This window comes from Flavobacterium rhamnosi (genome assembly GCF_048286515.1).
GTDB lineage: Bacteria > Bacteroidota > Bacteroidia > Flavobacteriales > Flavobacteriaceae > Flavobacterium.
Genome location: NZ_JBLVPS010000023.1, coordinates 1 through 22,032 on the forward strand (window position 1 = coordinate 1; position 22,032 = coordinate 22,032).

At 33.3% G+C, this 22,032-nt stretch carries 19 protein-coding genes and 1 other RNA gene; 9 read left to right on the forward strand and 11 right to left on the reverse strand.

The window, feature by feature from the left end:
* The first annotated feature begins 204 nt into the window (after nucleotides 1–204).
* Both ACNQGN_RS15570 and ACNQGN_RS15575 read left to right on the forward strand, forming a co-directional pair.
* Nucleotides 205–906 (forward strand): LytR/AlgR family response regulator transcription factor, encoded by a 702-nt coding sequence (locus ACNQGN_RS15570; protein ID WP_417988750.1) that lies wholly within the window; start codon nucleotides 205–207, stop codon nucleotides 904–906.
* 195 nt (nucleotides 907–1,101) lie between these two features.
* Nucleotides 1,102–2,763 (forward strand): MFS transporter, encoded by a 1,662-nt coding sequence (locus ACNQGN_RS15575; RefSeq protein ID WP_417988751.1) that lies wholly within the window; start codon nucleotides 1,102–1,104, stop codon nucleotides 2,761–2,763.
* Nucleotides 2,764–2,891: 128 nt separating this feature from the next.
* On the opposite strand, the gene fsa is transcribed toward ACNQGN_RS15575, so the two are convergent.
* From fsa to ffs, 3 genes are all read right to left on the reverse strand, one after another.
* Nucleotides 2,892–3,548 (reverse strand): fructose-6-phosphate aldolase, encoded by a 657-nt coding sequence (gene fsa / locus ACNQGN_RS15580; RefSeq protein WP_417988752.1) that lies wholly within the window; start codon nucleotides 3,546–3,548, stop codon nucleotides 2,892–2,894.
* 137 nt (nucleotides 3,549–3,685) lie between these two features.
* Nucleotides 3,686–4,489, reverse strand: a complete 804-nt coding sequence (locus ACNQGN_RS15585; protein ID WP_417988753.1) for an SDR family oxidoreductase — start codon at nucleotides 4,487–4,489, stop codon at nucleotides 3,686–3,688.
* A 126-nt stretch (nucleotides 4,490–4,615) separates the two neighbouring features.
* Nucleotides 4,616–4,713, reverse strand: an RNA gene (ffs, locus tag ACNQGN_RS15590) — signal recognition particle sRNA small type.
* Nucleotides 4,714–4,801: 88 nt separating this feature from the next.
* On the opposite strand from ffs, the gene ACNQGN_RS15595 reads away from it, so the two are divergent.
* Nucleotides 4,802–5,851, forward strand: a complete 1,050-nt coding sequence (locus ACNQGN_RS15595; protein ID WP_417988754.1) for a glutaminyl-peptide cyclotransferase — start codon at nucleotides 4,802–4,804, stop codon at nucleotides 5,849–5,851.
* A 10-nt stretch (nucleotides 5,852–5,861) separates the two neighbouring features.
* On the forward strand, nucleotides 5,862–7,100 hold the full coding sequence (hutI, locus tag ACNQGN_RS15600; RefSeq protein ID WP_417988755.1) for an imidazolonepropionase: 1,239 nt from the start codon (nucleotides 5,862–5,864) through the stop codon (nucleotides 7,098–7,100).
* A gap of 50 nt (nucleotides 7,101–7,150) precedes the next feature.
* Here hutI and ACNQGN_RS15605 read toward each other — a convergent pair whose 3' ends face one another.
* Nucleotides 7,151–8,035: a hypothetical protein gene (locus ACNQGN_RS15605; RefSeq protein ID WP_417988756.1), complete on the reverse strand. Its 885-nt coding sequence runs from the start codon at nucleotides 8,033–8,035 to the stop codon at nucleotides 7,151–7,153.
* A gap of 103 nt (nucleotides 8,036–8,138) precedes the next feature.
* Here ACNQGN_RS15605 and ACNQGN_RS15610 point away from each other — a divergent pair, with 103 nt between their 5' ends.
* The 4 genes from ACNQGN_RS15610 to ACNQGN_RS15625 all read left to right on the forward strand — a co-directional run bounded on the left by ACNQGN_RS15610 (nucleotide 8,139) and on the right by ACNQGN_RS15625 (nucleotide 11,563).
* Nucleotides 8,139–9,170: a formimidoylglutamase gene (locus ACNQGN_RS15610; RefSeq protein ID WP_417988757.1), complete on the forward strand. Its 1,032-nt coding sequence runs from the start codon at nucleotides 8,139–8,141 to the stop codon at nucleotides 9,168–9,170.
* A gap of 138 nt (nucleotides 9,171–9,308) precedes the next feature.
* A complete protein-coding gene (locus tag ACNQGN_RS15615; RefSeq protein ID WP_417988758.1) occupies nucleotides 9,309–10,562 on the forward strand; it encodes a DEAD/DEAH box helicase in 1,254 nt (417 codons plus the stop codon).
* Between the two features lie 175 nt (nucleotides 10,563–10,737).
* Nucleotides 10,738–11,214, forward strand: a complete 477-nt coding sequence (locus ACNQGN_RS15620; protein WP_417988759.1) for an Hsp20/alpha crystallin family protein — start codon at nucleotides 10,738–10,740, stop codon at nucleotides 11,212–11,214.
* A gap of 154 nt (nucleotides 11,215–11,368) precedes the next feature.
* On the forward strand, nucleotides 11,369–11,563 hold the full coding sequence (locus ACNQGN_RS15625; RefSeq protein WP_417988760.1) for a hypothetical protein: 195 nt from the start codon (nucleotides 11,369–11,371) through the stop codon (nucleotides 11,561–11,563).
* 109 nt (nucleotides 11,564–11,672) lie between these two features.
* On the opposite strand, the gene ACNQGN_RS15630 is transcribed toward ACNQGN_RS15625, so the two are convergent.
* The 3 genes from ACNQGN_RS15630 to aroC all read right to left on the reverse strand — a co-directional run bounded on the left by ACNQGN_RS15630 (nucleotide 11,673) and on the right by aroC (nucleotide 16,546).
* Nucleotides 11,673–13,895: a response regulator gene (locus ACNQGN_RS15630; protein WP_417988761.1), complete on the reverse strand. Its 2,223-nt coding sequence runs from the start codon at nucleotides 13,893–13,895 to the stop codon at nucleotides 11,673–11,675.
* 237 nt (nucleotides 13,896–14,132) lie between these two features.
* The gene (locus ACNQGN_RS15635; protein WP_417988762.1) at nucleotides 14,133–15,413 is read right to left on the reverse strand and encodes a dicarboxylate/amino acid:cation symporter; all 1,281 of its coding nucleotides are present in this window, start codon (nucleotides 15,411–15,413) and stop codon (nucleotides 14,133–14,135) included.
* 68 nt (nucleotides 15,414–15,481) lie between these two features.
* The gene (gene aroC / locus ACNQGN_RS15640) at nucleotides 15,482–16,546 is read right to left on the reverse strand and encodes a chorismate synthase (protein WP_417988763.1); all 1,065 of its coding nucleotides are present in this window, start codon (nucleotides 16,544–16,546) and stop codon (nucleotides 15,482–15,484) included.
* 498 nt (nucleotides 16,547–17,044) lie between these two features.
* Between aroC and ACNQGN_RS15645 the strand changes: the two genes are divergently transcribed.
* Nucleotides 17,045–17,551, forward strand: a complete 507-nt coding sequence (locus tag ACNQGN_RS15645) for a hypothetical protein (RefSeq protein ID WP_417988764.1) — start codon at nucleotides 17,045–17,047, stop codon at nucleotides 17,549–17,551.
* A gap of 50 nt (nucleotides 17,552–17,601) precedes the next feature.
* Here the strand turns inward: ACNQGN_RS15645 and ACNQGN_RS15650 are convergent, their stop codons facing one another.
* The 4 genes from ACNQGN_RS15650 to ACNQGN_RS15665 all read right to left on the reverse strand — a co-directional run bounded on the left by ACNQGN_RS15650 (nucleotide 17,602) and on the right by ACNQGN_RS15665 (nucleotide 21,994).
* Nucleotides 17,602–18,030 carry a protease complex subunit PrcB family protein gene (locus tag ACNQGN_RS15650; RefSeq protein ID WP_417988765.1) on the reverse strand — a complete coding sequence of 143 codons (429 nt, stop codon included), beginning with the start codon at nucleotides 18,028–18,030 and terminating at the stop codon, nucleotides 17,602–17,604.
* Between the two features lie 52 nt (nucleotides 18,031–18,082).
* Nucleotides 18,083–19,216: an N-acetyl-alpha-D-glucosaminyl L-malate synthase BshA gene (bshA, locus tag ACNQGN_RS15655; protein ID WP_417988766.1), complete on the reverse strand. Its 1,134-nt coding sequence runs from the start codon at nucleotides 19,214–19,216 to the stop codon at nucleotides 18,083–18,085.
* Between the two features lie 76 nt (nucleotides 19,217–19,292).
* Nucleotides 19,293–21,296 carry a heavy metal translocating P-type ATPase gene (locus ACNQGN_RS15660; protein ID WP_417988767.1) on the reverse strand — a complete coding sequence of 668 codons (2,004 nt, stop codon included), beginning with the start codon at nucleotides 21,294–21,296 and terminating at the stop codon, nucleotides 19,293–19,295.
* Nucleotides 21,297–21,361: 65 nt separating this feature from the next.
* On the reverse strand, nucleotides 21,362–21,994 hold the full coding sequence (locus ACNQGN_RS15665) for a phosphatase PAP2 family protein (RefSeq protein ID WP_417988768.1): 633 nt from the start codon (nucleotides 21,992–21,994) through the stop codon (nucleotides 21,362–21,364).
* Nucleotides 21,995–22,032: the final 38 nt, after the last annotated feature.

Below are 22,032 nucleotides of genomic sequence, written 5' to 3' on the forward strand. Positions count from 1 at the left end.
TCTTGTGGACATGTAGGTAATGCGGATCTAAACGCCGCAAATAATATTTTGGAGAAAGGGCAATTTCTCATGGAAGCTAAAGTAGCCTGTTGAGGCAAGCTTTTTCCAAGAATCCTCCTCGCTTAAGCTGGAGGAGTTGTCAAACTTTAGAACAGCTGGTAAAGTTCAATTATTATATCATCCGTTTGCAAATACCTACTCCTAATGAAGATTAAATGTGTTTTAGTTGATGATGAACCACTAGCGATAAAAATATTGCAGAATTATTTTACCAATTTTTCAGATTTTGAAATAATTGGTACATTCAATAATGCATTGGAAGCATTGGATTTTATAAATAACAATACTGTTGATGCTGTATTTTTAGATATAAGTATGCCAATGATGACTGGTTTTGAACTCATCCGATTAATAGAGTATAAAACTAAAATTGTAATCACTACCGCCTTTAGAGAATTTGCTGCCGAAAGTTATGAGTTAGACGTTTTAGATTATTTAATAAAGCCTATACCGTTACCACGATTTATTAAATGTATCACTAAGATTTCAACCGAAATCAATTTAAAGAATAATAGCAAGGTTGAAATGCATCGGATAGAACCACATATTTTCATCAAAGTAGATAAAAAAATGGTAAAAGTAACAATTGATGAAATTCTGTTTATCGAAGGAATGAAAGAATACATTAAAGTTGTGACTACGGACAAAACCTACATTACACACAAATCTTTAACCTCTTTATCGGAAGAGCTGCCACCGGATCGATTTGTGAGAATTCATAAATCGTATACCATTGCAATTGACAAAGTAAAATCCATAGAAGGAAATAGAATACAAATACTTTCGTATACCCTACCAATAGGGAGAAATTATAGCAAAGGTGTAAAAAGCAAAATTCTAGAATAAAATTCAGTTCAATACTTTATTTGAAATCGATAAAATTTTCAAAAAAAAATCATCTTTTTGTAACAAAAAGTGATTATTCAGTAATTTTGACAATATTTATTCTAAATTATTTTTTTTTAATTTACTTAACAAATATATTTACCGTCTTACAGCAAAAAAATAAATAATAAAATTTTAAAAAACCAAAAAAAAATTATGAATTCAGAACAAACCAAGTCGAATAATTCGGCTCTTTATACATTAATTACAGTATTCTTCTTTTGGGGATTTATTGGAGCCTCAAATGGTATTTTCATACCTTTTTGTAAAGCCAAATTTGGCTTAGATCAATTTCAAAGTCAACTTATCGATTTTGCTTTCTATGGTGCTTATTATATTGGCGCTATACTCCTATTCATTTTTAGCAGCATAGCAAAAAAAGATATATTAAATGCTTGGGGATTCAAAAAAGGAATCATTTATGGATTATTGATTAGTACTTTTGGAGCTGTTTTAATGATATTAGCAGTAACACAGGGAAGTTATTTATTCATCCTTGGTGCATTATTCATAGTTGCTCTTGGTTTTTCTTTACAACAAACTTCTGCACAACCTTTTGCAGCTTCATTAGGAGAAGCTCATACAGCATCAAGCAGATTGAATCTTGCTGGTGGAATCAATTCATTAGGAACTACAATAGGGCCAATAGTTGTTTCATTTGCTTTATTTGGTGTTATCTCTGGCGTGAGTATTGAAGAGTTCGCTCAAAAAGAAAATTCATTGGATTCCATGAGAATTCTATATGTATTTGTTGGAGGTCTGTTTTTGTTGGCTGCAACCTTGTTTCATTTTTCTAAAAAATTACCATCAGGAAAAAGCGACTCAACTTTTGAAACAGCAAACAAAGCGATGAAAACCCTTATCGCAATTACAGTAGTTTTAGTAGCCATCTTTGCTTATATATTCTCTCGTTATGAAGACCCTGAATTTATTAGTCGTTTTATAGAAAATAAAGAAAAAGATTATTTGGGATTAGCCTTAACTGTTTCTACTTTACTGGTTGTAGTTATTGGATTATTTTTCGCCAACACTACAGCACAAAAAAATGCTGAAGGCTGGGGTGCAATGAAATATCCACAACTAGTTTTAGGAATGTTAGCATTGTTCGCCTACGTTGGTGTAGAGGTAACAATTGGAAGTAATCTTGGAGAATTATTGGTAACAGCTGATTTTGGTTCCATCTCTGGCCCTGAGTTATCGCCTTACATGTCTATGTATTGGGGAAGTTTAATGATTGGTCGTTGGGCAGGAGCTATTTCTGTTTTTAATCCATCATCACAATTAAAAAAGATTTTACTTATCGTTATACCGTACTTAGCTTTTGGTGTAGTTTTGGCTGCTAATGCTATTTCAGGACAAGATATTACGCCATTGTATGCGTACGCATTCGTAATTTTATTCCAAATTGCAGGTTTCTTTTTAGGTAAAGATCAACCTTCAAGAACCTTAATGATTTTTGGTTTAATGGGAATGGCAGCGATGCTTATTGGTTTATTCACAACTGGAAATATAGCTATTTTTGCTTTTATGAGCGGTGGATTGTTTCTAAGTATTATGTGGCCGTGTATTTTCTCATTGGCAATTGCCGGTTTAGGAAAATATACTTCACAAGGATCTGCATTTTTAGTAATGATGATTTTAGGTGGTGGAATTATCCCACCATTACAAGGAAAATTAGCTGATATCATTGGAATTCACGCCTCTTATTTTATTCCTGTATTGTGTTTTGCATTCATCGCATTCTATGGTTGGAAAGTGATTGGAATTTTACAAAAACAAGGAATCGGACACGACGTAGAAGTTGGTGGAGGACACTAATTTTAATAAAATATAATAACCAAAAAACCAAAAACCAAACCAATAAAAAATCCCACTTCAAATTTTGAAATGGGATTTTTTTATTTAAACCTTTAAGCTAATCAAAGGAACTTAAATTGACAACTATTTTATTTATTTCCTTTCTCGAAATCAGCAACAAACTGTGCCAATCCAATATCAGTCAATGGGTGTTTCAATAAACCATAAATTGCTGATAGTGGTCCAGTCATAACATCAGCGCCAATTTTTGAGCAGTTAACAATGTGCATGGTGTGACGTACAGAAGCTGCAAGAATTTGCGTTTCGTAACCATAGTTATCATAAATCAATCTAATTTCTTCAATCAAAGCCAAACCGTCTGTAGATACATCATCCAAACGACCAATGAACGGAGAAACATAAGTAGCTCCCGCTTTTGCAGCTAATAAAGCCTGACCAGCAGAAAATACTAAAGTTACATTGGTTTTAATTCCTTTATCCGAAAAGTATTTAGCAGCCATAACTCCTTCTTTAGTCATTGGCAATTTCACAACGATTTGATCATGTAAATCAGCTAATTCTTCACCTTCTTTGATCATTCCATCATAATCCAATGCATTTACCTCGGCACTTACATCACCATCTACAAGATTACAAATATCAACATAATGTTTCAAAATGCTATTTTTTCCAGTGATTCCTTCTTTTGCCATCAATGATGGATTGGTAGTAACTCCATCTAAAACGCCTAACGCTTGTGCTTCCTTAATCTGAGCTAAATTAGCCGTGTCAATAAAAAATTTCATAATATATCTAATTAAATTGTGTGTTTATAATTTGGGCGTAACCTGCTGAAAAGCCGGCATTCACTCTTTTGTTTTTTAAAAGTAAAAGCATAATGATTTTCACTATAATCCTTCCCGCTGCTAAAATTCGGTGCAAATTACAACTTATAATGGTTCATAAGCATTTTTTCATATACTTTATCAGGTAAAATTCTCTTCAGGACAATCGAAAATTTCTGCATAAAAACACCTACTTTGTAATGGATTTTAGGTTCCGGCGTTTGGATAATTTTATATACTGCCTCCGCCATTTCATTTGGATTGCTTCCGCTGTCAACATGCTCATCCATTGTTTTTAGAGTAGTGCCATAAGGGCCTTCATATGCAGAACCTTTTATAACTGGAGTATGAAAACGTCCTGAAGCAATGTTAGTGGCAAAATCGCCCGGGGCCACATTAGTAATATGAACACCAAAGGATTTAACTTCCATGCGTAAGGCTTCTGTAATCAATTCAAGAGCTCCTTTAGAAGCTGAATAAATGCTTCGATACGGCAAACCCATATAGGCGGCAATTGAAGTAATATTAATGATTAGACCTGTGTTTTGGATGCGCATTTGAGGCAAAACAGCTTTGATTACTTCAATTGGCCCAAAGAAATTAGTCTCAAAATTATTCTTGATTTCATGCATTGGAATTTCTTCTAGTGGTCCGGTAATCCCCACCCCTGCATTATTAATAACCACATCAAGCCTTCCAGATATCGAAATCACTTTGGCCACAGCTTTATGAATGGAATCCGTATCCCTAACGTCTAACGCTACTAAGGGAAAAACCGAATTGAAAATTTGCTCCGGATTTCTACTGGTTCCATATACAACGAAACCCTTATGGTGCAAAAACTCTCCAATAGACTTTCCTATTCCTGAAGAACCGCCTGTGATTAAGACTACTTTATTCATGTTTTTTACTTTAAATTTAAAACGTAAAGATTTTGAAACCCAATCAAATACTAAAAACGCAACATTTTTTGGATAGCCCAAAAATAAAAAAAGCCTCCCGAAGGAAGACTACTTGTAAAAAATAAAAAATGGCAAGCGACCTACATCGCACCGCTCAACCACGTACCCTTGCTATGTTCCCATCCTGGGGGAGTCTGCAGGAGCTGGTCGTGTAGGACTTGCCGGTGCAAATATACAACCTTTTTATATTTTTGCAAGTGCTTTGCTCCTATAAAAATAACGTTGTATATTGGCGCATCAAAAAATCAAACTATGAGAAATTATAACTTCCTATCTATCATTTTATTAGGAATCACTCTGGCAAACTGCAACGATACAAAAAAAGGTGAAAATACAGTCTTTACCTTTAATATTTCTAAATTTAAGGAGCGATATCAGCCTCAAGAAGCGATAGAATTAGGAATTTCAAACCCAAATTCGAAAGCGGTCGACAGTATTATTTACTATATAAATGACAAAAAAATAACGTCAAAAAAGGGACTTGACAAATACACTTTTGAATTGAAAGATCAAAAATTAGGCTATCAAAACTTAAAAGCATTAGTCTACTATGAAGGAGAAAACTCAGAAGCTACTGTGAGAGTAGAATTAGTTTCTAATATTAAGCCCAAATTATTGAAATATACCATTGTCAATACATTTCCCCATGATAAAGAATCTTTTACCGAGGGCTTAGAGTTTTATAAAGACACTTTATTTGAAAGCACTGGCCAACACGGAAAATCTTATTTTAGAAAATACGATTATAAAACTGGAAAAATATACAAACAGGTCGACCTTGACGCAAAATACTTTGGAGAAGGAATCACTATCTTAAACAATAAAATTTACCAATTGACTTGGCAGGAAAAAACTGGTTTCATCTATGATGCTGCTACTTTAAAACTGGAAAAAACTTTTGCTTACGATAAAGATATAGAAGGTTGGGGAATGACAAATGACGGTAACTATATTTACCAAACAGATAAAACGGAAAAAATCTGGAAAATGGATCCAAACACTCAAAAAATGATTGATTACATCAATGTGTATTCCGGAGAGTCAAAAATCAAATCGATCAACGAGTTAGAATGGATTAACGGCAAAATTTACACTAATGTTTGGCAAAAAGATGCGATTGCTGTCGTAAATCCTGCAAATGGGGCTGTGGAAGCTATTTTAGACCTTTCTGGCTTGAGAAAACTGATTAATGTAACTCCGGACGACTTTTTAAACGGAATTGCCTACAACCCAAAAACTAAAACTATTTTTGTAACTGGAAAAAACTGGGATAAAATGTTTGAAATAAAAGTTTCAGAGTAATTAAAAAAAAATGACAACGCTAATTATCAATATAAGAGAATTACTTCAGGTTCGGGAAACTTTAATTTCTAAAGTTTCCGGTGCAGAAATGGCCATTCTCCCAACACTTAAAAATGCCTTTTTAGTACTTAAAGACAACTTAATTGCTGATTTTGGCTCGATGAATAATTTGCCTCAGATAAATGCTGATAAAACTATCGACGCGACGGGAAAAATGGTTTTACCTACCTGGTGTGACAGTCATACCCACATTGTGTATGCTGGTAATCGAGAACAAGAATTTGTCGATAGAATAAATGGTCTTACCTATGAAGAAATAGCCAATCGTGGCGGTGGAATTTTAAATTCGGCAAAAAAACTCAACGAATCCACCGAAGTTGAAATCTACGAACAATCTAAAATGCGATTGGAAGAAGTTATCCGTTTGGGAACTGGAGCAGTAGAAATCAAATCAGGATATGGCCTGACGTTCGACGGAGAGCTAAAAATACTGCGCGTAATTCAACGTTTGGCGCAAAACTATCCCATAACTATAAAAGCAACTTTTCTGGGCGCTCATGCATTCCCATTGAAATATGCAGCAAACCATCAAGGCTATATTGATTTAATCATTAACGAAATGCTTCCTGAAATTGCCAAAAATAAACTGGCAGACTTCATTGATGTATTTTGTGAAACCGGTTATTTTACTGTAGCAGAGACAGAACAAATCATGGAAGCTGGAATTCGTTTTGGCTTAATACCAAAAATTCATGTCAATCAGTTCAACTCTATTGGAGGAATTCAAGCTGGGATAAAGTACAACGCACTTTCTGTCGATCATCTTGAAGTGATGACAACTGAAGATATTAAAGCTTTAAAGGATACCGAAACAATGCCTGTTGCTTTACCTTCCTGTTCTTATTTCTTGAGTATTCCTTATACGCCTGCACGAGAAATGATTGCTGCCGGGCTCCCCCTGGCGCTCGCAACGGATTACAATCCTGGTTCCACTCCATCTGGAAATATGAACTTTGTAGTAGCAACTGCTTGCATTAAAATGAAAATGACTCCGGAAGAAGCTATAAATGCAGCTACAATCAATGGAGCTTATGCGATGGGGATTTCCGATACGCATGGAAGTATAACCATTGGAAAAAAAGCGAATCTGATTATTACGAAACCTATTCCCTCCTACTTTCAATTGCCGTATGCTTTTGGAAGTAATCTAATTGACAGTGTTGTAATTGAAGGTGAAATTTTTGCATAAAAAAAGAGAAACGCTAAGTTTCTCTTTTTTTATGCAAAAATTTAGAAATATTATCTCAAAATAAAACTTGTTTTTGAAACTAATATATCTCTGTCAAAAATATTAATATAATACGTTCCTTTAGCAAAATCTTTTCCTCTTAAGTCCTCTGAAACAGTAACTGTTTTGTTTTCATATTTAACATTAGTTGTAAAACTATAGGTTAAAGTATTATCTCCAAAAGTTTCTGTTTTTTTATCGCCTAAAACATTATTCTTACTATCAATTACCTGAACGTAATACATTTTATCACCAGATTTAGCAATTGGGTTTTCAGGAATTGTAAAACTAACTCTAAGAACATCAGCTCTACTTGCTTTATCAGTTTCTATTTGTTTACCAGAACTTCTTAGTTTAAAAGCGGATCCTCTAGTGTTTAGAACTGTTAATTTCGAACCTATTTCAACTGCTTTTGCCAATTCTTCATTTTGGCCTGTTAACGCTTCTACATTCTTTTTAGTTTCTCCTAATACTACAACCGTACTGTCACGTTGCACCGTTAAAGTCGTATTTTCTTTTTTCAAACCTTCATTCTCAGCCATTAAAACTTTCATGTTCCCTTGCAAAGCAACGAACTGTGATTTGTACTTTGACATAGAAGCTACATCTCCTTTAGACTTACTTAAATCAGACATTAAGTTTACCACTTTATCTCTTTCTTGAATTAGTTCATCAGACATTGATGTGTTTTCCGCAATTGCCGCATCATAAGTAGATTTTAATTCCTGTAAATCTTTCATAACGGATTCTTTCTCGGTCAATGTAGTTTTTAATTCTGTTTTAACTACATCGGCATCAGACGTCATTTTAAAAATATACACTAAACTTCCCACTAATAAAACTGCCAAAACCGCTATAACCGCTTTAAGACTTGAACTGCTTTTTTGATTTTCCATAATTTGATTTTAATTTTTATTTTATACAAATTTAACAATATATAACTAGGTAATAACGTAAGTTAATACAATTATATTATTTTTGGGAAAAATATTTTTTTTAATGGAAAAAATTATCCCGTTTACTATCAATGATCTTGCAAAAATTACAAACCACAGAAGTGGCGAAATAAAGTTTGGAGAAAAAATGATAACAGTTCCAAAAGAGGCTGACCCTATTGCGTTTCTAAAAACTTGCGACGCTAAATATGTATTGTTAGGAATACCTGAAGACATAGGAATAAGAGCTAATTTTGGCAGACCTGGGGCAGCATCAGCTTGGGATAGTGCGATAAAAAGCATTGCCAACATTCAGCACAACCGTTTTTGTAAGGGAAGTCAATTAGTTGTCTTGGGACAATTAAATGTGACCGCAGAAATGAAAGAAGTGGAGCATTTAGATTTTAATGACATTGATGATCGCTTCAAATTAAGTCAACTGGTGGAGAAAATTGATAAGGATGTTTCTCATATAATTTTTAACATTATAAAATTAGGAAAAACACCAATAGTTATCGGTGGAGGACATAATAACGCCTATGGAAATATAAAAGGTGCGGCACTTGCCAAAGGAAAACCAGTAAATGCAATAAATTTTGATGCTCATTCTGATTTTAGAATTTTAGAAGGACGTCACAGCGGTAACGGTTTTTCATACGCTTTTGAAGAAGGTTTTTTAAAAAAATATTTCATTTTCGGTTTGCATGAAAATTACACTTCTAAAAGCGTCCTGGACATCATAAAAAAAATCGAAGACCGTGTTCGCTATAATACCTATGATAGTGTAAACATCCGAAAAGAAAAAGAATTCAACCAGGAAATGGCCCAAGCCTTAGAATTTATAAATGACGATTATTTCGGAATTGAAATTGACTTAGATGCAATTCCAAACATTGCGTGCAGTGCGATGACTTTAAGTGGTTTCTCAGTGGAACAACTACGTCAATTTATATCCTATTTTGCAAAAAATAAAAATGCTGCTTATTTGCACATTTGTGAAGGTGCACCGGACTTAAGTGAAGAAAAAAACAATCATTTAATAGGTAAACTTATTGGCTATCTTGTAACCGATTTTATTAAATCTAATAATCAATAGTCTGTTTTATTGTTGAATTTCTTCTTTGAAACTCCAGAAATTCTTTCCAGAAGGCCGCATAAATAGCCATCAAAAATATTAATAGTATCTTTGCAAAACTATCTATGTACTTAATACAAGATATTTAATACCAAAATTATGTTATTCGAAGATTTATCGCTCTCAAAAAGTATACAAAAAGCCGTATTTGAACAAGGCTACACCAACCCAACTCCTATTCAAGAACAAGCTATCCCGCTAGTATTATCGGGACGTGATTTAATAGGTTGTGCGCAAACTGGAACAGGAAAAACAGCTGCATTTGCTATCCCAATTATACATCAGTTACACCGAATTGTAGGTTCTTCAAAAAAAGCCAAGCAAATTCGTGCTTTAGTAGTAACTCCAACTAGAGAATTAGCAGTCCAAATTGGACAAAGCTTCGATACATACGGAAAATACACTAATTTGACCCAACTGACCATTTTTGGTGGAGTTTCACAAAACCCACAAGTTGATACCTTGAGGAATGGTGTTGATATTTTGATAGCAACACCAGGAAGATTACTTGATTTACACAAACAGGGTTTTATTGATTTAGATCATTTGCATACGTTAGTTCTTGACGAGGCCGATCAAATGCTTGATATGGGGTTTGTAAACGATGTAAAAAAAATTGTAAAGCTTACGCCAAAAAATAGACAAACATTATTTTTCTCTGCAACAATGCCTATCGCTATTAGAGAATTAGCTGAAATGTTTCTAACGGATCCCGCTACAGTAACTGTTTCACCTGTTTCTTCTACGGCAGAAAATGTAGAACAACGTGTTTATTTTGTTGAAAAAACAGAAAAAAGAAATTTACTGTATCATTTGATTAAAAATGAAAATTTAGCAGATGTATTGGTTTTTTCCAGAACCAAACATGGTGCAGATAATGTTGTAAAAGCATTGCGAAAAAATAATATTGCCGCTGAGGCCATACATGGTGACAAATCTCAAAATGCAAGACAACGTGTTTTGGATGCTTTCAAAAATAAAGAAGTCGGTGTTTTGGTAGCTACGGATATTGCAGCGAGAGGAATAGATATTGATCAATTACCGTTTGTAATCAATTTTGATTTACCAAACATTCCCGAAACCTATGTACATCGAATCGGTAGGACCGGTCGTGCCGGAAATGGTGGAATTGCCATTTCTTTTTGCAGTAAAGACGAACATGCCTATTGGAAAGACATTCAGAAACTAATAAAAGTGGATGTAAAAAACGTAAACGACCATCCGTATCCTTGGCATTCAGGGAGTCCGGAAACAGCTCCTGCAGCTGCACAAAAAAATTCAAATCGAAGTGGTGGAGCTCATAAATCCAGGAAATCAGAGGTTTCAAAACAGAATAAGAAACGCTGGTATTAATAATTCCGCAAAACTAAATTTTCTACTGTAAGAAATGCCTTTTTAACTTTTGTTAAAAAGGCATTTTGCCGTTAATAGTCTTGTTTTCAACGTTTTGTATGTTAAATACCATATTTTAGGGGAATAATTTCACTAAATTTACTTAACTTATTTAAAACATTTAAAAATAAAAACTATGGAAAATTTAGTTAAAAGAAGCAGCTCATTCCCTTTGATTAATACTGGCTTATTTCCGTCAGTGAACACATTTTTTGATGATTTTGTATCTAGAGATCTCTTTGATTGGGCAGATAAAAATTTCACTGCAATTGGCAGTAATTTACCTTCTGTAAACTTAAAAGAAACAGAAGATAAATTAGAAGTAGATTTGGCTGCTCCAGGTTTGAAAAAAGAAGATTTCAAAGTTGAAATTGACAACAACATTCTTATGATTTCTTCAGAAAAAGAAGAGGAGAAAGAAGAAACAAGAAAAAAAGATAATTACATTAGAAAAGAATTTAGTTATCAATCTTTCTTCAGATCTTTCAATCTACCAGAATATATAGATGAAAGTAAGATAGAAGCAAGTTACAAAGATGGAATTCTTCATGTTGTTATTGCTAAAAAAGAAGGCTCTAAGAAAAAAGCACATAAAACTATTGCTATCAAATAAAATTTATTTTTAATATATCCTTAATATTAAACAATAGATTAAAATCGTTAAGCCATTTTAAGCAGCTGGTTTAACGATTTTAATTTTGACTCCTTAGTTTCTCTACGCAACTTATATTGAAAGGCAATTAAAAATAACATCAAAAAGTGATATTATGAAACCGTCAAAATATTTTTTCAAAAAAAATCAATCTTTAATAGATTACAGAAACGTTCAAAATAAAGCGTTCGAATTGACTCATCCAAAACTTGAAATAACAATCACTCTTGATGCTTCGGGAAATAAAAAAACACCACATCCCTTATTGTTGCAAATGTATTCGAAAGAAAACGAAGTCCTTTTTATTTAATTTAAATAGTCTGCAATAAAAAAATGGAGCTTTTACGACTCCATTTTTTTGTTTATCTATGACAGTAAAAATTCTGAAATTTTTGCCCCATTATCTAATAGATCAAAAACTACAAAACAGTTACTAAATCTCGTCTTTTACTTTTTTTTGTAATCAAAACATTGATGATTTTAAATAATTTAGCCGAATCAAAAGGCTTTACTATAATATCATCTATTCCGGCTGAAATGGCTTCTTCGGTAATTTCTTCTTTATCAAATGCCGTTAATGCAATAATAGGAGTCTCAATCCCTTTAAATCGAATTCTTCTTGATGTTTCAAAACCATTAATCAAAGGCATATTAATATCCATTAAAATAATATCAAAACTTTCGTCTTCCAATATTTTTATAGCCTGGTATCCATCGTCAACAAGAGTACATTTATAATTGTTTTTTTTGAGAATTTTATCGGTAACAATTTGGTTTATCTTATTGTCTTCAACTACTAAAACTTTCAATTGTTTGTTTGAGGACAGATCCACTGGAATATTATTAATGATTTCATTGGTTTTCTCAGGATCAAATTCAAATGCAATTGTAAATGTAAATTCTGTTCCTACACCTATTGCACTTTCCAACGAAATATCACTGCCAAATAGCCCCAGTAAGCGCTTTACAATAGACAATCCTAAACCAGTACCCTGATAATCAACTTCTTTTCTACCAACCTGAACAAACTTTTCAAAAATCTTATCTTGATCTTCAATTGCTATACCTACTCCATTATCTTTAATCTTAAACTCGATAAAATGGGACTTATCTACAATTTTTTCTAAATTTACATCAATAAATACTTCTCCATTTTTAGTGAATTTTAATGCATTACTAACTAGATTTATAAGTATTTGGGAAAGTCTTAATTTATCTCCGATTAAATATTCAGGAATTGCCGGATCAATATTGACAATGATAAAATTATTATTATTCTTGGCAAGGAATGATAATGAGTTTTTAATCATGTTTATTTCATCGGATATATTGAACGTTAAATTTTCAAGTATTATCCTATTTTCTTCTATTTTATTAATTTGAAGTACATCATTAACAAGCGATAGCAGATACCTTGCAGAAAATTTAAGGGAGCTCAAATGGGGACTGTTTACCAATTCTTTATGCTCATCTAAAAGCATATTGGTAATTCCTACAACTCCATATAAAGGGGTTCTTAATTCATGGGTTATAGTAGAGACAAATTGTGATTTTAGTATTGAGGCTTCCTCTGCCTTCTCTTTGGCAATAAACAATTTGTCATTGGCCAGCGTAAGTTCATTATTCGTTTTTTTCTTGAAATTATTATTTTTATACAACGTATAGAGCAGCAATAATAAAATACCTAATATAATGACAAACAATACAACGATTATTCTGGATTTTCTCAAACTTTGATATTGCGAATCCCTCTCTATTTCTATTTTCTCAATCTCTCTTTTATATTCATCTAACTCGAGATTAAGGCCTGCCATATTTGCCTTCTTGAGGATCTCTTTATTGAAAATCTCTTCTGATATTTTATCATATAGAACAAGGTTCTCATAGGCCTTTTTGTAATCTCCGATTTTTGATAAATACTTAGAATATTCCTGGTGCGTAAAGGACAGATCTGACTTCTCAATTCCTTCATTTCCTAATTTTATGCCTTGCACAAAAGAAGCGTTTGCTTTTTCATTTTCCCCCTTAAAGCCATAATACATTCCATTGAGCATATTTAAGGCTACAACGGATGATTCATCTCCATGTTTTTTATGGTACTTATTGATAAATTGTAAATGTGGAAAACCTTCTTCAAAATGCCCTATATCAAAATAAGCCCAGGTGATATTGAGTTTCGTCAGGACAATTTCACTTGAATCCGCAATTTTATTACTGTGTTGTAAGGAGCTTTTATAATAATTTATTCCTTTTTTATATTGTTTTTTCTCAAAACAGTAGATGTTTCCCAAATTATTATTGATCCAGGATTTTATGGTATCATTAGGAGTTTTAGTAGCATAGGTTAAAGCTTTTTTATAAAAAAAGATAGCTTTATCATACTCTGATAATTTTTCATAATTGGATGCTATTGTATTATACGAACTGGCTATAAGAGTATTGTCTTTAGCATTTATTGCATGATGTAATGCAAGTCTTGAAGTAATTAAAGACTTTTCAAAATTAGCATTACGCAGGTATTTAGATGCTTCTTTAGTAAGTTTTGAAATCTCTTTCTTTGAGGGAGTTGGAGTTAAAGAATAACAATTAACATTAAATATATTTAATGTCAATAGTAATAAAACGATTCTAATTTGATACATATGTTGCTATTCTTGAGCCAAATATACAATATATTAATAAGAAAAGAGCTCTATCTGTTAATAATATCATAAAATCAAAAATCAGAATGTAAAATATGGATTTTAAAAAAAATAAAAGCAAAAAGTAAAAATACAGCAGTCACTCAGAACCGGAATGAATTAGTATAATGAACAAAAAAAAACCTATTTAAAAAGATTAAATAGGCTTACTGTTTCTATAAAATAAATTTTTTACTATTATTCAGACGCTGCCATTTCATGCTCATCTTCAACTTCCCATTGCCCTACAACTGATGTCGCTAAAGCATTTCCTAAAACATTAGTTGCACTACGAAACATATCACAAAAATGATCTATTGGCAAAATCAAAGCAATTCCTTCAATTGGGATATCAAACATTCCACATGTTGCAGCTACCACAACCAAACTTGCTCTTGGCACACCTGCAATACCTTTACTGGTAAGCATTAAAACTAAAAGCATTGTCATTTGTGTTCCTAAATCTAAGTCGATACCATAGGCTTGAGCGATAAAAATACTGGCAAAAGTCATATACATCATACTTCCATCCAGATTAAAAGAATAACCCAGTGGCAACATAAAAGAAACGATCCTGTCTTTTATTCCAAAACGTTCTAGTTCTTCTGTAAGCTTAGGAAAAACGGCTTCGCTACTTGTTGTTCCAAAAGCAATAATTATAGGACCTATAATTCTTTTAAGCAAAACTGTCATTCTACTTTTAAGAAAAATGTAGCCAATAAGAATCAAGACAAACCAAATTGATGAAATTCCAATTAAGAAAGAACCAAAAAATTTAAAATAGGTGATTGCTAATTCTTGAAAGTCTCTAACCGCAAATACACCCGCTATAGCTCCAAAAACACCAATCGGAGCAAATTTCATTACATAATTCACCATTTTCAAAACAATATGGGAAGTTTTGTCTAAAGCATTTACAACTGGTTTTACATAATCTCCTAAGGCAGCTGCCGCTAAGCCAAAGAAAATAGAAAAAACAACAATTTGTAAAATTTCATTTGTTGCCATTGCCTCAAAAATACTTTTCGGCACAATGTGCTCTATAAAATTATCGAAAGATATATTTTTAGTTTTTGCTGTCACTTCCGATGCAGCAGCTAAATCGACATTTGTCAAATTAAGCCCAACACCCGGCTCAAGTAAGTTTACAAAAAGCATTCCCAATAACAAGGAAATAAAGGAGGCTGTAAAAAACCAAGCTAATGCTTTTCCACCTATTCTACCTACCGCTTTAACATCCCCTAATTTAGCTATTCCAACAACTAAAGTTGTAAATACTAGCGGGGAAATTATCATTTGAACCAATCGAATAAAAATGGTCGCTAATACTTTTATTTTGTTGCTAAAAGATTGGGCTGATTCCGCAGAAATTGAATTATGAATAATTATTCCTAAAACAGCACCTAATAGCATTGCAATTAGAATTTGTCCTGTAAGGCCTGAGAAAAAAGATGGTTTCTTGGTTGTAGTTGAAGTCATTAAATTAGCATATTATTTTCAAGGTTATGATTCCGTATTTAGCTCGTCAAAATACGGAGTATGCAATTCTATTTTATGTACGTTTTATTAATCAAATAAAAATCAGCCAGTACAATTGCCGCCATAGCCTCTACAATAGGAACTGCACGGGGAACAACGCAAGGATCATGACGCCCTTTTCCGGTCATTTCAGTGATATTTCCTTTATTGTCTAGTGATTCTTGTTTTTGCATGATGGTTGCCACTGGCTTGAAAGCCACGCGGAAATAGATATCCATTCCATTACTTATTCCACCCTGGATCCCACCTGAAAGATTGGTTTTAGTTGTTCCATCGGGATTATACAAATCATTGTGTTCGCTTCCTTTCATTTTCGACCCACAAAAACCGCTTCCAAATTCAAATCCTTTTACAGCATTTATCGAAAGCATTGCTTTGCCAAGTTCAGCATGAAGTTTGTCAAAAACGGGTTCTCCTAAACCAATAGGTACATTTTGAATCACACAAGTTACGGTTCCACCTACGGTGTCCCCTTCTTTGCGAATATCGCGAATATATTCTTCCATCACTATTGCCAATGCTTCATCAGGACAACGAACAGGATTATTTTCCGTTTTAGAGAAATCTAATTCTTGGTATGGTTTTTCTAAAAAAATAGGGCCAACAGAAGAAACGTAAGCATTAATTTTAATTTCGGGCAACATTTGCTTTGCTATAGCTCCCGCAACTACTCTACTTGCAGTTTCACGAGCGGAACTGCGACCACCACCGCGATAATCACGCACTCCGTATTTCTTCTCATATACATAATCAGCATGACTCGGTCTGTAATTATCTTTTATATGAGAATAATCATCTGATTTTTGATTGGTATTAGGAATTATAAATCCTATTGGTGTTCCGGTGGTTTTGCCTTCAAAAATTCCAGAGAGAAATTGTACATCATCCGGTTCTTTTCTTTGGGTAACAATAGCCGACTGACCTGGTTTTCTTCTTGACATTTCTAATTGAATTGCTTCTAGATCTATTGCTATTCCTGAAGGACAACCATCAATTATTCCGCCTAAAGCGTCTCCGTGCGATTCTCCAAAAGTGGTTATTCTAAATAGTGTTCCGTAGCTATTTCCTGCCATTATGTTAAGTTTTGAGCAAAAGTACTATTTTAGTTTAAAGTTTAAAACTTTATCCCAAGATTTCAAGGTAAAGTTTAAAAAATTAGGAAATTATTGACCGTATACTGATACTAAATACTTCTTCTATTAATTTATTACCCTCTACTTATATTTGTTGAAAAAGAAAATCCAAATTAATATTTATAGATAAGAATAGCTTGAGCTATGGAAAGTAAGTTAAAACGCACCCGGATAGAAACACAACAAAAAAAGCAATAAAGAGTATACCATGATTCCCCAATCTATTGCCCTAAGAGACAAGATCTCCTTTTAAAATGTGCATATGTTTAACAATAAATTGGTTGCTACATAAATTTTTACAGGCAAATATTTATATTTAAATACCGTTATTAAAATCTTAAAAATTACAAAAACTGTAAATTATATAACTTTTCTGTATAATTTTATAAACTTTCATATCTAAGTAAACTCTATTTTTGCTCTAACAAAAACTCACTTATGAAAAAAATTATTTTATCAGCAATAATGTTAATTGGATTAGCATTTACCGCACAAGCACAAGACATTTCGAAAAATGCATTAGGATTACGTTTAGGTGGCAATAATGGTTTTGGTGGAGAACTTTCTTACCAAAGAGCATTAGGCAGCAACAATAGACTTGAACTTGATTTAGGTTGGAGAAATAGAAACAATTACAACAACAATGGTTACGATGATAATGCAATAAAATTAGCAGCTTTGTACCAATGGGTATGGAATATCGATGGTGGTTTTAATTGGTATGCTGGTGTAGGTGGTGGACTAGGTAGCTACGGTTATGATGATAATGATGGAAATTCTTACAATGATACTTTTGCATTTGCAGCTGGAGATATTGGTATAGAATATAATTTCGACATTCCTTTGTTAATTTCATTAGATTTCAGACCTGAGTTTGGAGGAAATGGATATTATGAAAACAATTATGGTTCTGATATTGCTTTAGGTCTTAGATACCAATTCTAATATTTATCCCAATAAATATACTTAAAACGCCACTATTTGTGGCGTTTTTTTTATTTAATAATAATCTCTTTTTTTGAATTTATTCTCACTACACAAAAAGGATTTGTAAAAGCCTGGGTAACCATTCCTCCTGGTTCAGGATTAGTTTCTTTTATAGTAACTATAATATTTTTATCCGTTTCAACTGCAGTCTCAACCCCTATAGAATACCCTCCTGATGTTTTTTCTCCCATATTTAAAACAATAAAATTAGAAGTCTGAATATCACTTGAACTAATTTTATCTTTTAGATTTTCGTCATTTTGCAACATTTTAATTTCATTTGGCTCCGAAAGAATCTCAAAAAAACGAATGCTTGCTCCTCCATCGGTTTGTTGTGTCAAGACTTCAAACAAAGGTCTTTTAGCCGTACTTTTTGTAGTAGAAGCTCCACAGGAAACTAATAGTACACCCAAAAATAACAACGGTAATTTTTTCATTTTATTTTTTTGATTTTATACATTAATTAAGAACTCTTTTGAAAAGGTAAGCCTATAGATATTTATTTATTGCTTTTTGATATAACTTTTCATACAAAGGCAAAATGTTCTTTATGTCAAATCTTTTTGCTACCGATAATGCATTTTCTTTGAATTTAGCAAGCGTCACGTCGTCTTTTAAAATTTTTAGCGCATTCTGAGCCATTTCATCAGTATTACCCACAGCACTCAAATATCCTGAAATTCCGTCAAAATTCACTTCTGATAAGCCGCCAGAATTACTAGAAATAACAGGAACCCTGCATGCCATTGCCTCAAGAGCTGCCAAACCAAAGCTTTCGGTTTCAGAGGGAAGTAGAAATAAATCTGTCAGGCAAAGAATTTTATCGATTTCATTGCTGTTTCCAAAAAATATCACTTTGTCTACAATACCTAATTCCTGACACAAATATTCCGCTTTCTCTTTTTCAGGACCATCACCCACCATCATTAATTTAGCAGGGATCTCTTTTTGAATATTATAGAAAATTTTGATCACATCCGGTATTCTTTTTACTTTTCTAAAGTTACTGATGTGCGTTATAATTCTTTCATTTTCCTTTGCCATTACCGAACGCTGACAAGGGGCACTGATCTCATTTATATTTTTATCCAATTCTATAAAGTTTGGAATAACCTCAATTTCGTTTTTAATATCAAATAATTTAAGGGTGTCATCTTTCAAACTTTGGGAAACTGAAGTAACAAAATCAGATTTATTGATACTGAAAGTTACCGCTGGTTTATAAAAGGGATGATTCCCGACTAAAGTGATATCAGTTCCGTGAAGTGTTGTTACCATCGGGATGTTGATTCCTTCATCTTTCAACATTTGTTTAGCCATGTACCCCGCATAAGCATGCGGAATAGCATAATGAACGTGCAGTAATTCAATTTTATATAACTTTACCATATCGACCAATTTACTTGACAAAGCCAGTTCATATGGTTGATAATGAAACAATGGATATTCCGGAACATTAACTTCGTGGTAATGCACATTGGGGTTTAAAAGAGCCAGTCGCACGGGCTGACTGTAGGTTATAAAATGTATTTCATGACCACGACGTGCCAATTCAAGACCTAATTCTGTAGCGACAACACCACTTCCTCCAAAGGTAGGATAACAAACAATTGCAATTTTCATGTATCTATTTTAATGAAACGAAATTAATAAAAATAGGAATGGGTTTTATGGAAATTTAAGTTAAATACTATCAAACTTAAAATTTCATTCGTTGAATTCTTACAGCGTTTAAAATTGCTAATAAAGCCACGCCGACATCTGCAAAAACGGCCTCCCACATCGTGGCTAATCCACCGGCACCCATAACTAAAACAATGACTTTAACTGAAAATGCTAAAGTAATATTCTGCCAGACGATTTGTTTTGTTTTTTTTCCAATATTTATTGCTGTAGAAATCTTAGTTGGCTGATCATTTTGAATAACAACATCTGCGGTTTCTATAGTTGCATCGCTTCCTAATCCTCCCATTGCGATTCCTACATCAGCCAAAGCTATTACCGGAGCATCATTTATGCCGTCACCCACAAATGCTATTTTTAAATTTTGTTCTTTTAGTTCTGCAACTTTTTGAACTTTATTCTCGGGTAAAAGCGATCCAAAAGCCGGATCAATATTTAACTCTTTTGCGACAAGCGAAACTATTGCCTGATTATCCCCTGAAAGCATTATAGTTTTAACCTTCAATTTGTGTAAACACTGAATTGCTTCTTTTGCATCCTCTTTAATTTCATCGGCAATAAGAAAGTAACCTGCATATTTTTTGTTAATAGCAACTACTATAATGGTAAATAGCATTGTGTCAATTTCGGCATCATAACTAATGTTGAATTTTTTCATCAGCTTAGCACTTCCTACCAAAATTTCTTTTCCATCCACCACCCCTTTCATACCATGACCCGCAATTTCCTGGACCTCAGTAACGGTAGTGTCTATAACAATACCCTTAGCATATTCAACTATAGCCGAACCAACGGGATGTGTTGATTTAATTTCAATTGCTGCAGTATATTTAACTAAATCAGCTTCAGCAATGCCCACGGCTACCACTTGTTGAACTTTAAAAACACCTTTAGTCACTGTTCCCGTTTTATCCATAACCACCACTTGAATACTGGCCAAAATATCCAGAAAAGTAGACCCTTTGATTAAAATTCCATTTTTACTTGCTGCGCCAATTCCTCCGAAATAACCTAATGGGATAGAAATTACCAAAGCACAAGGACACGAAATTACCAGAAAAATTAAGGCTCGGTACAACCAATCATTAAAAACATAATTTTCTACAAACAGTAATGGCAGTAAACAGATTCCTATGGCCAGAAAAACAACTATTGGCGTATAAATTTTGGCAAATTTTCTAATAAACAGTTCGGTTGTTGCTTTTTTAGCTGTAGCTTCCTGAACCATTTCAAGAATTCTGGATAATTTACTATCCGTAAAAAGAGCAGTAACTTCAACTTGAGCTACAGTGTTAAGATTAATCATTCCGGCAAGAACTATTTCACCACTTCGTTTCGTATCGGGTTTGCTTTCTCCTGTTAATGCTGCTGTATTGAAAGTGGCGTAATCTGAAAGCAGTTTCCCGTCTAAAGCTAGTTTTTCGCCTTGTTTTAACTGGATGATTTCACCAATAGCAATATCCGATGCTTTTTTCGAAATGGTTTCAAATCCTTTAATAACATTTGCTGAATCAGGTCGTTGGTCTAATAACGATTTGATACTTGATTTAGCGCTATTCACTGCTAACATTTGAAATAATTCTCCAATAGAATAAAACAACATTACAGCAACACCCTCTGCATATTGACCAATCGCAAATGCACCAATTGTAGCAATACCCATTAGAAAAAATTCTGAAAAAATATCGCCTTTGCGCATGCTTTCATATGCTTCTTTTAAAACCGGAAAACCTACCGGAATATAAGCAATGATATACCCGGCAATTCGAATCCAACCGTTAAACCACGATTGCGGAAAATAGTTATCAAAAAGTAACGCAATCAGCAATACTACTAAACTTAATAGTGAAGGTACAAACATTGTAAAAACACTTTTGCCAGGGTCTGAATGGTCGTGATTGTGCGCTTGCTGATTTTCAAAATCAGCAGCAGAAGAACAGCAGTCGTTCTCCTGTTGTTTAGGACTCCCTTTCTCTTTTAAAGAACAACAAGAACTTTTATCTTTGCTATTATTATCCATTACTTCAAAAAATTTATTTTTATCAAAAACAGAAAATCAATTTGTTGTTTCAAGACTCCATTACATTATTCTGCATACTCCGCATTCTCTTTAGCTCGTTTCCTATTCAACCATTTATTCATTTTGAAACAAAGATAAGCTGAACCACTTCCAATTATTGCGCCTACCACTACATCACTGGGATAATGTACACCCAAATGCATTCTTGAATACCCTACTGCTCCGGCCCATACAAAAGACGGTGCGATCACGTACCATTTAGGATATTCCATGCTTAACGATGTAGCCGTTCCAAAAGCTAAAGAAGTATGACCTGACGGAAACGAATCACCGAATGCTGATGAAGCTTGCTCAATATCAGGATAGGTTTCAAATGGCCTGGCTCTTTTTACAGCATGTTTTAGTGCAAATGTAATGAACCCATTCACTAAGAAAGTTTCACCAATAAAAACAGCTTGTTTTTTAATGGTTCCTTCTTTCTTTATCAATCCTACAGAATAAATAATAATAGGTGTTGCAATGCTAAAGGGAACAGCACTATTGGTAACTACCTTAAAAGCACCATCTAAGCTCTTATTCCTGTCCTTATTTACATCACGTAAAATAGCGATATCAATATTTTGTCCATTTACAAAAGTGATGCAAAAAAGCAGTAGCATTAAATTTACTATTGCACAACGCTTCCTTATATTTCTCATCAAACGCTTTTTATATCAAATATAGCATAATGCAAGAT